This is a genomic window from Paenibacillus sp. GYB006 (genome assembly GCF_036577645.1).
Taxonomy (GTDB): Bacteria; Bacillota; Bacilli; order Paenibacillales; family Paenibacillaceae; genus Paenibacillus.
The window spans coordinates 359,603-375,840 of the sequence record NZ_JARBDA010000004.1; the positions used below are offsets into that span (position 1 = coordinate 359,603).

A 16,238-nucleotide genomic window follows, 5' to 3' on the forward strand; every position below is an offset into this window, starting at 1 on the left:
TCAGCAGAGTAATTACATAATGGAATAATAAATCAAATCAGAGGAGGAATTTCGGACCATGAAACATGTGCAGGACACAACAACACTTTATAATGGAGTTAAAATGCCTTGGCTGGGTTTTGGTGTATTTAAGGTTAAGGATGGAGAAGAAGTAGTTGAAGCCGTCAAAACGGCCATTCAGGCAGGTTATCGCAGTATCGATACAGCGAAAGCGTATAACAACGAAACAGGTGTAGCCCAAGGTATTCGTGAATCCGGAATCGCCCGCGAGGATCTGTTCATTACCACTAAAGTGTGGAACGGGGACCAAGGTTACGAATCCACACTGGCAGCTTTTGAAGCAAGCATGGAACGACTGGGCCTCGAATATCTAGATCTTTATCTGATTCACTGGCCTGTCAAAGGCAAGTACAAAGATACATGGAGAGCGCTGGAAAAACTCCATAAGGAAGGACGCATTCGCGCCATTGGGGTGAGTAACTTCCAGATCCACCATCTAGAAGACCTGATGACAGATAGCACGATTAAACCTGCTGTGAATCAGGTAGAACTCCATCCGCTGTTGACCCAAACGGAGCTTCGGGAGTATTGCAGCAAACATCAGATCCAGATCGAAGCTTGGTCTCCACTGGGTCAGGGAAAATTGCTCGAGCATCCGCTTCTACAGGACATCGCTGCCAAGTACAGCAAGTCACCAGCACAAGTTATTCTGCGTTGGGATCTACAAAATAATATAGTTACCATCCCTAAATCCGTTACACCACAGCGCATTCGCGATAATGCGGACCTGTTTGATTTTGAGCTGACCACGGAAGAAATCGAGCGTATTAATCAATTGAACGAGAATAAGCGCTTTGGTTCCGATCCGGATAACTTTAACTTTTAACCTCGATTACACAACATACAATTTAAGCTAGAATACATCATAAAAATCCCGGTCCGGATGCAAACACAATCGGATCGGGATTTTGCTTGCTCATTTATGGATAATACCAGCGGCGATTGCCCCGAAGCGACATCCATACCCAACATGAGCACTTCTTCATTTTTTTGGGTTTTCCTCGTTACCGCCCAGTCTCAATTCAACCGTACTGCTTATATCCCTCTACTGCTCCATAACCCGTACTTTGATCATGTCATCTCGGATAGAGATGACAGGTAAACTCACTTCATAAGCCATCAAATGGATACAGTGCCTTCTCCACGATCAAGTGGGAACTAATATGAATATATATTCCTCGTTCAGAGCAACCTTTCCAGCTATAAATAGATTGGACTGTCTAAAATATTAGCAACACTTACTGAAAAGCACATTCTCGCTCATCGTACCAATACGTTATGGCATAAGATTGAGCTTTTTTACCATGTATGATTAATAATTGGATGTTGTTTGTTTTTATGGTCAGAGTCATAAAGTAAGCATCCCTTCCCGTATACTCTATATATGTACTTCAATTTCTGTAAAGAAACAGTAGAATAGTTTCTCCTACGTCAGCTTTTGTAACAACAAATTTAGTTTCATGATCATTAATTCACGTAATTACTGACTTCAGCTCTATGAGACTCATTGTTTGTAGCTATTAATGAGTATGTATGATTAAACAACTTCCAATTTAATTCCTAGATATTCCTTTTCAAACATACGTAGCAGAAAGGATGGGATTTCTTGATTGAATTTAGAGGTGTACAGAAGCATTATGGCCATTTTCATGTCCTCAAAGATATTCATCTTCACATTGAAGAAGGAGAGGTCGTTGTCATTATCGGACCTTCCGGCTCAGGCAAAAGTACATTGCTCCGCTGCATCAATCGTCTGGAGACAATTACCGAAGGTGAACTTGTCGTTAGTGGTGTCCCTCTACATCAGAAAAAGGTGGACATCAACCTCTTCCGCCGTGACATCGGCATGGTATTTCAACACTTCAATCTCTATCCTCACAAAAAAGTCATCGATAACATTACCCTTGCACCTATGAAGGTGCGTAAACAACCCAAAGAGCAGGCAGCCTCTACAGCGATGAAGTATCTGACCCGGGTAGGTATTGCGGACAAGGCAGACAGTTACCCTTCCCAGTTATCCGGTGGACAACAGCAGCGTGTAGCCATAGCAAGAGGTCTCGCCATGGAGCCGAAGATCATGCTTTTTGACGAACCCACCTCTGCGCTGGATCCCGAAATGATCGGGGAGGTTCTAGATGTTATGCGGTCTCTTGCCCACAACGGGATGACGATGGTCGTTGTTACCCATGAGATGGGTTTTGCTCGCGAAGTCGCAGACCGAGTTATCTTTATGGATGAAGGCCGAATTGTAGAAGAAGCCTCTGCTGCTGAATTTTTCGACAACCCAAGAGAAGAACGAGCCAGACAATTCCTGAGTCGTCTGATTCACCACTGATAATAATCCATTTTGAAAGGGGTTTTTACCAAATGAAAAATGTATTGAAGTGGCCGTCGTTTATGTTTGTTTTAATTCTATCCCTTGTATTGTCCGGTTGCAGCACCAGCGGTGGCTCTGGTGGGAATACAGAAGCCAAAGGCACAATTGAACAAATTAAAGAGCGGGGCAAGCTTATTGCCGGCGTCAAATACGATACTAAATTATTCGGTTTGAAAGACCCCGCAAGCGGCGAAGTCGAAGGATTTGATATTGATATTGCCAAAGCACTCGCCAAACAGATTCTTGGAGATGAAACGAAGGTGGAATTAAAAGAAGTAACGTCCAAAACGCGCATTCCAATGCTGCAAAACGGAGACATTGATCTCATCATCGCTACGATGACAATTACGGATGAACGCAAGGAACAAGTGGATTTCAGCGATGTTTATTTTGAAGCCGGGCAGTCCCTGCTAGTGAAAAATGACAGCACGATTACAGGTCTGGAAAGTCTCAGCGGTGTGAAGGTACTTGCTGTCAAAGGTTCGACTTCTGCGCAAAACATTCGCGAAAAAGCTCCAAGTGCCGAAGTGCTCGAATACGACAATTATCAGGATGCCTTCACAGCCCTCAAAGCAGGTAAAGGCGAGGCTCTAACCACAGATAACATCATTCTGATCGGCATGCAGCAGACAGATAACAACTACAAGCTGGTTGGCGGCAATTTCACGAGTGAACCTTACGGTATGGCGATTCGCAAAGGCGATACTGCCTTCGTCGAAGAAGTGAACAGCCTGCTTAAAAGCATGAAGGACAGCGGTGAATATGATACATTGCATGAGAAATGGCTTGGCAGCAAGCCCGAGTAACCCCGATTAATGATGGTTAAAACGGCGACTTCGCCTGTATTATGCATGCATGGGCAGGACGTTAGTCGCCGTTTCTACCTCTGGAGAACGGAGGCTTCGCGAGCATGGGCAAATTGGACTTCAGCGTACTAATCAAACACTCGGATCGATTCCTGGAAGGGTTTTTGAATACCATCCAGGTGAGCATCATGGCCTTGATTGGCAGCTTTATTCTTGGTGCCATCATAGCCATCTTTCGGATATCACCCATCAAACCGCTCAACTGGATCGGAACGGCTTTTGTGGAGTTTATTCGTAACATCCCTTTGCTGCTCGTCGTGTTTTTCTTCTATCTTGGATTACCGGCACTCGGTATTTCACTCGATGGATTCATCTCGGGTACACTCGGTCTGACCATCTATACGGCTGCTTTTATTGCCGAAGCAATCCGGGCGGGTATTCAGACGATTCCTCGTGGACAGTTAGAGGCCGCGAGATCTTCCGGTCTGTCCTATGTACAGGCTATGAACCTGATCGTTTTGCCGCAAGCGATCAAGATTGTATTGCCGTCCATTGGCAACCAGTTTATTAATCTGGTCAAAAACTCATCCATTCTTGCGGTCGTGGCTGGCATGGATCTGATGTATTTTGCCGATCTGATCAATTCAGATACGTTCCTGCCGCTGAGCGTCTACACCATTGTTGCCCTGTTCTACCTGGTGCTCACCTTGCCGCTCAGCTTCCTAGTCCACTATATGGAACGCCGATTCGGGCAAAGTGATGCTGATGCCAGCAGTACCAAAGTCAAACCTAAAAAGAACAATAAAGCGGGTCAGGTCACCATGTAAAACAGACAGTCATCCTAAACCTTGTCCTACTTACAGAAGGAGGCCGATGATTATGGACTTTAGCGGGGCCTACGCCTGGCCCAACCTTCGTTTCTTGCTGCAAGGATTCCTGATCACCCTGCAAGTGGCAGGCTTATCGATTGTATTTAGCTTTGTACTTGGTACCGTGCTCGGTACTGTTCGATATACCCGCATCCCCGCCCTGTCACAGGTTGTGGCAGTCCTCGTGGATATCATCCGGAATCTGCCGCTGCTGCTGATCATCTTCTTCATTCATATCGTGTTGCCCCAACTTGGGATTAAAATGTCGGTCTTCTGGTCCACGGTTGTTGGACTGAGTCTTTTTGAAGGCGCCATGATCGCTGAGATTGTCCGCAGCGGACTCAAATCGGTTGAACGTGGTCAGGTGGAAGCGGCCCGTTCCTCTGGTCTGAGCTACATGCAGACACTCGGAGGTATCATCATGCCACAGGCTTTACGGCGCATGTCGCCTCCAATGGTGAGCCAGTTCATCTCCTTGTTGAAGGATACTTCACTGGCGATTATCATTTCCCTGCCGGAGCTGATGCACAATGTGCAGATCCTCGGTGGTCAGAGCTTCGATTACGTCATCCCTGCCCTGCTGCTCGCAGCTGTACTGTATTTCGTCATTAACTACACGCTGTCCATCGTGGCACGGCGGCTTGAAGCACGAATGACTTGACACAGCCCAAAGAAGACTCCAGCTCCACTTCTACAGTGGTTTGGAGTCTTCTTTGGATTTCATTTTGATCAACCTGAGTTAAAATAGTGAGCTCTTGTTAAGCAATCAGTACATTGTGGGATATCAAAATCTATCCGTTATATTGAAGAATTAACTGATAGATTGCAATGGAAAGTCCTAAAATACTCGCTTTCATTTTAGAAGGATGATTTCTTTTGCTGCGAAACAAATAAAATAAAACCACTAAAAATCCTAATGGAATCCATAGCTCAAAAACACCTTCCCTTGTACCACTAGAAAAAATCGGAGTAATGGAAGTGCTAATGAAAAAGTAAAAGAAAACCGTAAACCGTCTTGTTTCTAACTGCTTGCTCCATCTGACTAATAGGAAAAGAATGATTGCTGCGATGATCGTAATTTGTAAAGGAGGTAGAAGTATAGAAGCATCCCCAAATTTAAATTCCATTCTGTTTCCCCCTCCTTTTTTTACTCTATCCAGTTAGCTATAAAACAGTAGCTCATTATAAACAACGTTGAGATATAAGAAGGAGTTACATTATAAATATTCAACGGTATAGCCCTTCATCTTTATTCTCGTGTTGAGCCCGATTAATCAGACCCGTCTTTAATACTCATATTTTTGAGCGAATTCGTTTAGCACTAAATTTTGATGTTGAATATATGGTATTATTTATGGTTATATATATTTTTGATTCGTGTTTAATAACAATGAATACAAAATTAAAATGAAGATGAGGTTATGTATATGAATATGAAGGACATTGTAGAACACTGTTTGTCGTATCCAGACTCCTATGAAGATCATCCATTTGGTGACGGATGGACAGCGATTCGCCATAAGGAAAATGAAAAGATTTTTGCTCTGATTTTCCGTCTCGATGATCATTTGTGTATCAATTTAAAATGTGATCCTAATCATGCTGGCACGTTGCGAGATACATTTGCAGATGTACAACCGGGATATCATATGAATAAAGAACATTGGAACACGGTTTATCTCGATGGCGAATTATCAAAACCTGACATTCATGATATGGTTCGTGAAAGTTATCATTTGACTCAACCAAAAAAACTAAAGAAATCTGAATAGAACAGGTCAAAATATAATCCTGCTGTATCCTTCTTTCTTATGTCACGTTTGCTTATTGAAATAGAAGTTATACAAAAAGTCGCTAAAATAGCGACTTCAATGATACTTCTTATAGAATTCGTTTAATTTTTAACGATCTCTTCTAAAGCTTTTACTATATTGCATACCCCATGATCATTCCAGATTACGATATGGCATTTATCTTTCTTCAACTTTTGCAATGCACCCAGACGGTGATTCCCGTCTCTTACACTTATATATCCATTTCTGTTCTCCGCGATTAATGGAGGCATATCCCAGCCTTCTTCTAATCGTTTACAAATTTGATTGATATTATGGCTCCACCAATTCTCATCTTCAACATACTCCATATCTAATTCAGGTCCAACAATCCTCTTGAGAAATCTTGTTTCCATTTCTACGGGTCCAAGCCAGTATCTTGTTTTTAATTTCAGTCCCTCTGATAATCCTACATTGCCACCTTCCCCATTCAAAAAAAGATGAACCCATGTTTCTATATCATTCTTTGAAGCAAACTCCATTGCTGAATTCATCGTATATATCGACATACATTTATCACTCTCTCTTTTAAAGTGTAGGATGCTTTATGAACATTCATCTTGCATTTGGTATACCCCAGCCTCACCGAGGAAATCTTTTCTGGTCAATCCTTCTTCTCCAAGCAATATCCGATAATTCGTGATCGTACCATCATGTGAAATAATGAATGTTTTTTTATAGCTTTTCCGGGTCCACTCTAATAACTGCTTAGCATATCCTTCAAAAACATCCTGTTCGATCCTATTAATCCCTTCTTTCCAGCAATCCAGATTGAAATCAAGAACTTCAGTATCTCCATAGAGATTTATAATTTCAGTTTTAGATAGGATCTGATCACATTTCAAATCAGGAAGTTCAGGGTTCTGAGGAAACATTCTTGGACCAACAAGTGGAGATATAATGAAGTCCATATTATGCGTTAAAATAGTTGCCGTCTCAATTGTACGTTTAGTGGGACTTACAAGGATTAAATCACTAGGCTCAATTTTAATTTCATTTCGCAGCTGAGCTACTTGGAACTTGCCGTACTCTGTAAGACTAGGATGCAGAATATTCAACCGACTTGGATAATCGTTGAGATGTTCTCCATGACCATGCCGAATAAATATAACTTCCATTTACTGTGCCCCTCCTAACATTAAAATCCGATTATCGGTATTCTATTGATTGTAATGATCTATTCTGGTCGCAAGATGAACGAAAGAAGCAGAGGCTGTAGCGCAAACCCGCCTCTAGCGTATCTGTCCTCTCTTGTAGTACCTCTCTATGAAAAGGATTAGAATATATAGAATTGTAATTAATGCTGCCATCTGTGTACTCTTTATCAAACTAACACCTACAAAATAATAACTTATAAGCAAAAGAGCACTAAAATATATACACACATCTAGAAATGGTTTCATAACTTTTAGCCTCCTTGTCTTTATCTAAGTGGTTCGTTCATTCTTTCTAACCAAGGGTGGCCATTATGATATCTGATTTGAAGCGCTTCTCTTAACCACTGATTTTGCTCTTTAGTAAAGTATGGTAAGGATATATCAAAGTCATGATTATGATCTGCAGCATCCACCCCCTTTAAATAGCTTGATTTATAATAAAGAACGATTTCAGGGGCTAGATAAGGTACATCATCTGGCGATGATAAAATAGCTTTAATTAGTTCGCGTTTGATCTTTGTTTTCCCGGGCAAGTGTATACTTGTCTCATCACGTTCATTGAAAAGAAACTCTACATATGTAAACTCTTTTTGTTCCGACTTTGCAAGTTCAAACCGATATTTTGTGTGTTCAATAGGTTCCAATGTAACCCGATCCTCATTGGCCGAGAAACAAAATAAATTTCGCTTTTCAAATGGCGTATCTTGAATTTTATTCAGCTCAAGGACGACGCCGCCACCACATGCTTCAAATACCCTCCAACCAGCACCTAACATCAATTCAATAATTGCATTTCTATCTTCCCAAAATACAGCAACATCTAAATCCTTATGAATTCTAGTCTGTTTACTAAGAAATATATCAATTGCAGTACCACCGCAGATCGACCAATCAAATCCATGACCACTCAGAAATGAACATGCTTGCGAAATGATTTTCTCCACAACAAAAATCCTCCTATAAACGAACGCACCATTAGATCCTGGGTTCATTTTACAATATTTAGCAAGAAAATACCTTTATTATTGGCATGTCTTTCATTTTTCGTACTAAATACGTGTTACACTTTCTGAAGTTTAAGAAAACATTAAGGAAGTCTTTAACGTTTAATAGAACGGAACGTATTTCTGAAGACAGAGGTGATCGAATTAATACATTTAAAAAACGCGTCCAATTGATCGATGGACTACGAGGGTTCAGTCTCGCAGGCATCGTGCTCGCGAATATGCTAATTTTCCAATATGGTCAATTCGGAGGCAGCGAACCAAAGTTGTTCGGAATCAAGGGGATGGACCTTGCTTTCCACTCATTCCTCTCCATCACGGTAGTGGGTAGCTTCATGCCGATTTTCGCGTTTATGTTCGGATTCGGCATAATTAAACTGTCGGACAGTCTGAAATCACAGGATCTTCGTCCGAAATGTCATCTGAGTCGCCGTTTTATGCTGCTGTTCGCATTAGGAATACTGCATTCCGTTTTCCTTTGGGAGGGGGACATCCTAACGTTTTACGGCGCTACTGGCTTCTTTCTTCTACTGTTTTTAAACCGGAAACCGAAGACGTTATTGGTCTGGGCGGTACTTCTACTTACCGGAGCGGGTCTCCTTGGTTTACCTGCTTCAAATCCAGTGGATCAACTGGTTTCTACGACACCGCATATGCAAAATTACATCTTGCAAAGTCAGGATGTATACAGCAACGGTAGTTATACGGAGATCAAGAATTTCCGTAACCATGCTGATCCGTTTGGTGAGGTGGAGGCAATGGTCATCGTTTTTGCACTGATACTGGCTCCGCTCATGACAGTGCCGATATTCCTGCTCGGCATGCGGGCTGCCAGACTTAGGACTTTTGATAATCCACAAGCGATGAGACGTACCTATTTTCGACGTACCATGTTTCTGATTCCGATCGGTCTGACATTAAAATCGTATAGCGTACTTACTCCGCAGCTCGGCGTGGAAGGGTGGCCTGGCATGGGAATTGGGGAAACGCTCGGAGGTTCGCTGCTTGCACTTGGTTATATCTATGCTTTTGCTCTGCTGTATACGAGAAGCCACAGCCTTGCCCTCATTGACAGGTTCGAAGCAGTCGGTCGTCTCTCATTGACAAATTACCTGATGCAAAGTGTGATCTGTACGACGATTTATTATGGATATGGTTTTGGACTGTTTGGTCGTGCTGGTGTGTTCGTCGGTGCTGTCATCGCAGTTGCCATCTATGCTTTTCAATTATGGATTAGTCCAATCTATCTGAAGAAGTTTCGTAGTGGCCCGGTCGAACATGCGCTTCGAATTTGGGTATACCTCTCTTGGAGAGGACAGCCGAGAAGGAAAAAGATGGTGGACCAGACTTCTGGGGAAAGTACGCCTAGCGTCAACTGAACCGGGTTGCGCTGCAGACCTTAAATAGAAGCTCGTTCCCACGGAGGAGCAAGCTTCTCAAGTTCGACAGTAAGGAAAGCCCTTCCTTCTTGCTAAGTTAATAATTGCTTATGATTCAACTTTTCTCTGTATCTAATCAAAGTACGATGATGATACAGTAAAGTGATAAAGTAAAGTGAAACAGATCCATTTTACCAACTTAAAAACAAATATTTAGTTAGGAGGATTATTTATATGAACAAACCCAAACGGAAAGCGGTCCTTGTCATACTTACGACAGTCTTAGTCATTGGTTGTTCTAATACATCTACGGATGCATTAGAACAAAAAAGGATTCAAGAAATTCGGAAAGACTACCCCATATCTACGGGAACTGTCCCTTATATAAATATGAGAGATATACCTTTTAAAGAAATTCTAGACGTTGCAGATTCAGTTATCGTTGCAGAAGTTATCAGCCAAGTTGCAGATGTCAGTGTAGAATTACCTGCAGAGCCAGGCACTCCCGAAGATAAACTAGCTGAAAAAGTTAAGATTAGAGGATTTGAGCCTTATAAGCCGACTTTCATATCGTATGAAGTAACTGTTGATGAAGTGATTGTTGGTGATGAAGTGAAAGATACAGTAAATATAATGTATAATTCTGAGTTATCGAATATGGAGCCACATTTAAGGCCGGGAATGAAGATTATTGCAGCCGTTAAGAAAATGGTTGGACCACAGCAAGAAGAAGGAAGTTATACTTTTACTCGCTATGGTACCTATTATATCGTAGATGATCATTATGTTCTTTCTGCTTTTGATAGTGATTCGGAAGAAATTAGTAGCTTCACAAATATAACGAATGGGAGAACGATTAATAACCTAAAGAATGAAATTAAATAACTTTGGAAATAGACACCTTAGAGTATTTTACAACAATTAGATTTTTAAAAATAATAATTCAAGTTAAATCTTCTGCTAACATTTTTCTGTACAAGCTCTACACTATCACTCCTGTTTCTTATATTTAGAAGAGAACAAGATCTGCAAGGAAGGCTATCAATTAGCCAAGTATCTATATAAATTTCCTTCTGTTGGGGGTCTATCGAAAAAGCATGATCTGCTATTTCGATAAACAATTGGGCATTAATTATATTGGACTTGATTTCATAACAAGCATCTCCATGAAACAGCCAATTTACAGCATTTGAATTATATTCATACCCACATTCAGTACACTTCATATTATCCTCCAAGTCATACATATCTCTAAAAAGTCTTCTATATAGTTACGTTTAAAACGGGTTTTCTCCTTTTATAAAAGGAATAAAAATAATATAGACAGAGCCAATAAGAAAAAGCCAAAACGCTATAGATTTTATACGATTCCTGAAAAGGTGTTATGTCTATTCTTTGACTTCGAAAATCGTTAGAGCTTAAAGATCATTAAATAAATTTCCAAAGTCACCTCCTATTGGGACTAATTTTCGTTTATTCTCCGGAGTTCAAATGCTTCGCCTGGCGCCAATATATGTATACGTTCCGGATTTACAACCCGTCCTTCAAGTGACTTGGGATCACCGTTAAATGCCTCCATCTCAGGAGCATCCACACTTCCCCAGTGTGACAAAATTAAATTAGTGTCTGGGTAGGCATTTGCTAGTTTGATAGCATTGTCCAACCCTATATGCCATGATTGATCAGAAAAGTCAAAGAGTATTGCATCAGGTATTGGCATGTGAAGTTGTTCATCCAGTAGCCGGGAATCACCAATTACCCATATAGAGCCTTCGGGAGTATTTATATAAAAACCGCAGCAGTCTTCAAATTGAAAGACACGATTTTGATCCTTCAGCTCGTTCTGCCACGCATGGTCAGCGGGTGTTAATTTAACATGAATATGACCAATATCAAAAGTGTCATAAATATCATGTCCACAACCGCCATTGATCTGTTCTTCCGTCATTAATTCGGCAACATAATTTGTCGTATGATAAGTATCGCATACCTCATTTAGCGCTTTACATGTCTCACGACTAAAATGATCATTATCGGAATGAGTAATTAATATCGAATCCAGATGAGGAACATCTTGGGGAGTAATAGGCATATCAATTAACAAGGGCATGTCAAAACCAATTAATACAGGATCAATCATAATGCATGTTCCGTGGCTATTCATAAACAATCCTGAATTTCCTAACCAGCGAATGGTCGTATTTTCCGCTTTCTCAAAAGCTTCTTTTCCAAATGGTTGTGTTTTTGGTGCTGTAGCTTGTACTTTATTTTCCTTCAAGTCTATTACCTGCCTTTCTTGTTTTCCGGATAGTGTATAAAACAAATTACAAATAGTTGAGAAACTCATTTCTTTTGTTCAGTTTAGCTCAATTCGAAATGAAAATCATACTAAAAGCTTAATAAATATGTGGTGCACTTTTTTTGGTGGGAACGAATTCACCATATTTCATAGGAAGTCCAAGCTGTTTTGCACCCTTATCCATACAATATTCCGAATCTACTAGATTTCGCTAGAGGAGGAGTATGGATGATGTTATGGTCAGGGCTTTCTATCGCTATCCTTATTATGTTCACTATCATTCTCTATCGTTATTTAGATAAAAGAGCTGATCTCAAGTTCCACCCTCATGCCGAAAACGAGCTTATCATCAAATTTATTGATGGAATATCGCAGGAGGATATGGATGCACTCCACAAAAAAACAAAATGTACGATTATAGAGTCCTACGATGATTTAGGATTTTATCGGATTAATTCAAAGCGAAAAATGCGCAGAATGCTTAAACAGTATTCAAAAAATAAGCTGATCGAATTTGCTGAGCCCAATCATAAGTATGAAGCATTTTTCACTCCAAACGACCCATTCTTCCCGGATTACCAGTATGGGCCGCAAAGAGTTGGAGCTCCTGCTGCTTGGGACATTACGCAAAGTTCCGCGAATATCAGGATCGCGATTGTAGATACAGGCGTTCAGCCGGATCACCCGGAACTTGCAGGAAAGTTGCTATCTGGTTACGACTATGTGGATTGGGATCCTAATACAAGTGATGGTAACGGACACGGAACACATGTGGCAGGAATTGCAGCTGCAGCTACAAATAACGGGGGTGGTATAGCGGGTATGGCTCCCTTTGCTTCTATTATCCCGATCCGTTCGCTAGATAATAACGGGAATGGTTTATTGTCGAGTGTGGCTAATGGTATCGTCTATGCTGCCAATAATGGAGCACATGTGGTTAACCTGAGTCTGGGTTCGCTAGCGAATGATTCATTTCTTCAAGCAGCTGTACAATATGCATGGGACCGAGGAGCAGTGGTTATCGCTTCTGCAGGTAATAGCAATTCGTCGACCCCCGTTTATCCCGCTTATCTTCCCGGAGTCGTTTCCGTTGCATCAACGAATTCTTTGGACGTTAAATCAACCTTTTCCAACTATGGTGCATGGGTAGATGTTGCCGCTCCTGGAGAACAAATCTTATCTACCTACACGGGAACCAGCTATGCTTACTTAAGTGGAACATCGATGGCAGCTCCACACGTCTCAGGATTGGCAGCACTCCTTGCATCTCAAGGTAGAACCAATACGAATATAAGAGATTGTATTGTTTTTACCTGCGATCCGATACCAGGAACGGGAACCTATTGGACACAGGGGCGAATAAATGCGCTTCGAGCTGTGCAGCAGCCTATTCTTTAGATCATAGATAAGCACTACGGATCATCCAACAAGTGAAAGTAAGAAGTGAACTTTTATAATAAAAGAAGAGAATAATAACTGATCAGGATCTAACGCTCTTTTATCGCTCTCTTCTCCACATTGATCTAGACCTCTACCATAATTAAGATCTTCGACACCATCACATCTATTGAATTAATACACTGCTTGTTGGATGATCTAGTATGAACCATTTTTCCTCATTATCATTCTCCATTTGCATAAGAAAATTGATTTGTAGATAGTCTCAAGCGCTGATCTCTCAACCGTATGTCTCTAAATTCTTCAAAGACTTTATATGTGGTTTACCGTATTTCTTTGAGGGTAAGACTATCAATAGATGTATAAAGATGTAAAGATAACTACTACATTCAAAGGAGACCAATCATGGGGAATGAGAGAATAAGGATTAGCAAATATACCGGTCATCATTACTCGTCCCGTAATTTATGGACTGGGATTTTATTGGGTTTTGGGATTATTGCTTTTATAGATGAAGTGGTGTTCCACCAACTTTTACACTGGCACCACTTTTATGATAAGTCCACCAGCGACATTGGCCTTGTATCCGACGGCTTATTCCATGCCTTTAGTTTCTTTGCAACCATAGGTTCTTCATTCATGCTCGCTGACCTCAGACGCCGAGATGCTTTCTCTCTAAAAAGGTGGATTGGAGGAATTCTGCTAGGGGCTGGCTCTTTTCAGCTTTATGACGGCATTATTCAGCATAAGGTTATGCGTTTACACCAGATTCGTTATCATGTTGATATACTTCCATATGATTTGGTATGGAATTTTGCAGCCCTCATTTTATTAATTGTCGGAGTTGTTATTACGATGCAAACAAGCCCGAAACGAATCGCTTCGGAAGGGAAAGTTCAATATGACTGACCACCCTATGAGTCATTCACATAGTGGAACTCTCAGCCTCGGTCCATCTTTGTTGATTCCGATATTAATCACTGTAACTGCATTCGCAATATATCTATATGCTGCCAGGTCATCTAATCGGCGCTTCAGGCAGTGGCCAACTTATCGCTATGCTTGCTTTGGTATCGGTGTATTGTGCTCAGCGTCAGCCATTACTGGTCCGCTCGCTATTTGGACACCCCTAGACTTTAGGGCGCATATGTTAGGCCATTTACTCCTGGGCATGTTAGGACCACTACTTATCGTCTTGTCTTCGCCACTCACACTTACTCTTCGGACAATGAAAGTATACTCTGCAAGACGAGTCACCCAGTTGTTACGATCCAAACCCTTATTATTAATAACCCATCCCATATCAGCATCCATTCTTAATATCGGTGGACTGTGGCTAATATACGGGACAGGTCTCTATACTGTGATGCAATATAGTATGCTTATCCATACTCTGGTTCACTTTCATGTCTTTGCTGCTGGTTACCTCTTTACGGCTTCCATGATCTATACGGAACCTATTCCGCACCGAATTAGCTATACCTTGCGATCTCTTACGATGATCGTCGCCTTTGCAGGTCACGGAATATTATCGAAGAGGATTTATGCAAATCCTCCTGAAGGAATCCCTCTAGATCAAGGCCAAGCAGGTGGTTTATTAATGTATTATGGGGGAGATTTGATCGATCTCGTTTTAATTTTCATATTCTGTCTTCAATGGTATCGGTCTTTCCACCCTACTTCCGATACTCATTCCACTAAACGAAAAAGCGAGATATTTGAAGGGGATCCGAATGGGTTGCTTTGAAGTTTAGAAAAACGGACAAATACTCAGTGATAGGGAGGGTGTATTTATAATATATGCAGTTTATTCTGAAACAGAAGAAATGAGACAATATACGAATACAGCGGCAGCTGGTTACTAACCGGCTGCCGCTGTATTATGGAATTGTATGCTCTAGTTCGTACTTAATCCTCACGATTAAAGATGTAATAGCAACTATTCAGATCCTAATTAATGAATGAGCCTCATCAAATAGGGCTGGTGGGTCGTTTAATTGACTCTCTTTTTTAAGGCCACCTAGTGTCAGAACTTATCAGAACAACTTGTCCCTTGGGTAGGCCTGATCCCCCGTAAATAGTCACTGTATAAGCACCTGAAGGAACAGGTGGCATATTATCATTATTTATAAATTCTACTGTTTCACCTGCTTCAACTGTTTCATTAAAAATAATAGTATTCTTACTGTTGTGCTTTACTTCAATTCTAAAAGGATGGGCACCTGTATTTTTTGCATCAAGTTTTATATAGGGATATCCAATTGACACAAAATAATCGGTTACAGGGTCCACGGTGTCACGCTTTAAAACCCAATTTAGTATATTTTTAAGTGAATATGGACTAACTTCATTGATTTCATTTCCTTCTTTGGATGTCACATCGCCATTACTTGCCAAAGAAAAACTAGCAATTCCAGTTATAAGAGAGATCGACAATACAGTTGTTCCAATTATCTTCATGATTTTGTTTTTCATTCATCTAACATTCCTCTCAGGTAAACATGCAAAAAGAATCAAGACTACATTCCTATACGTAAAAATTCCATAGGAGAGTTTCTTACAAAATGTTTCTCGATAAACTCAAGAACTTCCTCATTTCCTGGTATACTAACTCTTTCTATTGCTTCTGTAAATGTCAACCATTCGTATTCAGTATGTTCATTGTTTAAAATCACTTCTTGGTCATCATCCACATATCCCACAAATACCGGCGCAACATAAATGTAATCTTCTTTTGCAGAGTAGAATTGATCGAACTTATTTGAAGTGAAAAGGGAAACTTTTGTAATACCTGTCTCTTCACGAATTTCTCTTAGCGCAGTCTCCCAGGCTTTTTCCCCTTCTTCAATACCGCCGCCAATATAGCACCATACACCTCTTAATACAGGAGTATCTCGCTTTAATAACAACACTTTGTAACCGCAGGGTGTGTTTTTAAGTAAGACTACTGCAATGCCTTTACATCTCAAAGGAACTTCATGTTGTACTCTGTTCATACTCTGCCCCCAAGCCATGATCCTATTTAACGGTTTGTCTATTTTTCCTATTCTAGTTTTG

General features: G+C 40.9%; 18 protein-coding genes. 11 read left to right on the plus strand and 7 right to left on the minus strand.

Annotated elements, in window-relative coordinates:
• The first annotated feature begins 58 nt into the window (after positions 1–58).
• The 5 genes from PV403_RS12895 (at position 59) to PV403_RS12915 (ending at position 4,773) form a co-directional block, all read left to right on the plus strand.
• A complete protein-coding gene (locus PV403_RS12895; RefSeq protein ID WP_332084907.1) occupies positions 59–886 on the plus strand; it encodes an aldo/keto reductase in 828 nt (275 codons plus the stop codon).
• Positions 887–1,666: 780 nt separating this feature from the next.
• The gene (locus PV403_RS12900; RefSeq protein WP_332084908.1) at positions 1,667–2,395 is read left to right on the plus strand and encodes an amino acid ABC transporter ATP-binding protein; all 729 of its coding nucleotides are present in this window, start codon (positions 1,667–1,669) and stop codon (positions 2,393–2,395) included.
• A gap of 32 nt (positions 2,396–2,427) precedes the next feature.
• Positions 2,428–3,243, plus strand: a complete 816-nt coding sequence (locus PV403_RS12905; RefSeq protein ID WP_213536045.1) for a transporter substrate-binding domain-containing protein — start codon at positions 2,428–2,430, stop codon at positions 3,241–3,243.
• Positions 3,244–3,347: 104 nt separating this feature from the next.
• Entirely contained in the window at positions 3,348–4,070 is a 723-nt protein-coding gene (locus tag PV403_RS12910) for an amino acid ABC transporter permease (protein WP_332084909.1), read from the plus strand.
• 52 nt (positions 4,071–4,122) lie between these two features.
• Positions 4,123–4,773, plus strand: a complete 651-nt coding sequence (locus tag PV403_RS12915) for an amino acid ABC transporter permease (protein WP_332084910.1) — start codon at positions 4,123–4,125, stop codon at positions 4,771–4,773.
• Between the two features lie 130 nt (positions 4,774–4,903).
• On the opposite strand, the gene PV403_RS12920 is transcribed toward PV403_RS12915, so the two are convergent.
• Positions 4,904–5,239, minus strand: a complete 336-nt coding sequence (locus PV403_RS12920) for a hypothetical protein (protein WP_213536040.1) — start codon at positions 5,237–5,239, stop codon at positions 4,904–4,906.
• A 300-nt stretch (positions 5,240–5,539) separates the two neighbouring features.
• Between PV403_RS12920 and PV403_RS12925 the strand changes: the two genes are divergently transcribed.
• Positions 5,540–5,884: an MmcQ/YjbR family DNA-binding protein gene (locus tag PV403_RS12925; RefSeq protein ID WP_332084911.1), complete on the plus strand. Its 345-nt coding sequence runs from the start codon at positions 5,540–5,542 to the stop codon at positions 5,882–5,884.
• 122 nt (positions 5,885–6,006) lie between these two features.
• Here the strand turns inward: PV403_RS12925 and PV403_RS12930 are convergent, their stop codons facing one another.
• The 3 genes from PV403_RS12930 to PV403_RS12940 all read right to left on the minus strand — a co-directional run bounded on the left by PV403_RS12930 (position 6,007) and on the right by PV403_RS12940 (position 8,045).
• Positions 6,007–6,453: a hypothetical protein gene (locus PV403_RS12930; protein ID WP_332084912.1), complete on the minus strand. Its 447-nt coding sequence runs from the start codon at positions 6,451–6,453 to the stop codon at positions 6,007–6,009.
• Positions 6,454–6,489: 36 nt separating this feature from the next.
• Positions 6,490–7,062: a histidine phosphatase family protein gene (locus tag PV403_RS12935; protein WP_332084913.1), complete on the minus strand. Its 573-nt coding sequence runs from the start codon at positions 7,060–7,062 to the stop codon at positions 6,490–6,492.
• Positions 7,063–7,367: 305 nt separating this feature from the next.
• Positions 7,368–8,045 carry a nucleotidyltransferase domain-containing protein gene (locus PV403_RS12940; protein WP_332084914.1) on the minus strand — a complete coding sequence of 226 codons (678 nt, stop codon included), beginning with the start codon at positions 8,043–8,045 and terminating at the stop codon, positions 7,368–7,370.
• A gap of 230 nt (positions 8,046–8,275) precedes the next feature.
• On the opposite strand from PV403_RS12940, the gene PV403_RS12945 reads away from it, so the two are divergent.
• Both PV403_RS12945 and PV403_RS12950 read left to right on the plus strand, forming a co-directional pair.
• Positions 8,276–9,484 (plus strand): DUF418 domain-containing protein, encoded by a 1,209-nt coding sequence (locus PV403_RS12945; protein ID WP_332084915.1) that lies wholly within the window; start codon positions 8,276–8,278, stop codon positions 9,482–9,484.
• A gap of 234 nt (positions 9,485–9,718) precedes the next feature.
• Positions 9,719–10,369, plus strand: a complete 651-nt coding sequence (locus PV403_RS12950) for a hypothetical protein (protein ID WP_332084916.1) — start codon at positions 9,719–9,721, stop codon at positions 10,367–10,369.
• Between the two features lie 577 nt (positions 10,370–10,946).
• Here PV403_RS12950 and PV403_RS12955 read toward each other — a convergent pair.
• Positions 10,947–11,762 (minus strand): MBL fold metallo-hydrolase, encoded by an 816-nt coding sequence (locus PV403_RS12955; protein WP_213536025.1) that lies wholly within the window; start codon positions 11,760–11,762, stop codon positions 10,947–10,949.
• Between the two features lie 249 nt (positions 11,763–12,011).
• Between PV403_RS12955 and PV403_RS12960 the strand changes: the two genes are divergently transcribed.
• The 3 genes from PV403_RS12960 to PV403_RS12970 all read left to right on the plus strand — a co-directional run bounded on the left by PV403_RS12960 (position 12,012) and on the right by PV403_RS12970 (position 14,928).
• Positions 12,012–13,181: a S8 family peptidase gene (locus PV403_RS12960; protein WP_213536023.1), complete on the plus strand. Its 1,170-nt coding sequence runs from the start codon at positions 12,012–12,014 to the stop codon at positions 13,179–13,181.
• A 405-nt stretch (positions 13,182–13,586) separates the two neighbouring features.
• Complete coding sequence (locus PV403_RS12965) at positions 13,587–14,090, plus strand: DUF2243 domain-containing protein (protein WP_213532498.1); 504 nt, start codon at positions 13,587–13,589, stop codon at positions 14,088–14,090.
• Entirely contained in the window at positions 14,083–14,928 is an 846-nt protein-coding gene (locus PV403_RS12970) for a cytochrome c oxidase assembly protein (RefSeq protein WP_332084917.1), read from the plus strand. Before PV403_RS12965 ends, PV403_RS12970 begins: the two co-directional genes overlap by 8 nt.
• Positions 14,929–15,191: 263 nt before the next feature.
• Here the strand turns inward: PV403_RS12970 and PV403_RS12975 are convergent, their stop codons facing one another.
• Positions 15,192–15,656 carry a hypothetical protein gene (locus PV403_RS12975; protein ID WP_213532471.1) on the minus strand — a complete coding sequence of 155 codons (465 nt, stop codon included), beginning with the start codon at positions 15,654–15,656 and terminating at the stop codon, positions 15,192–15,194.
• Between the two features lie 44 nt (positions 15,657–15,700).
• Positions 15,701–16,177 (minus strand): NUDIX hydrolase, encoded by a 477-nt coding sequence (locus PV403_RS12980; protein WP_332084918.1) that lies wholly within the window; start codon positions 16,175–16,177, stop codon positions 15,701–15,703.
• Between the last annotated feature and the right edge of the window lie 61 nt (positions 16,178–16,238).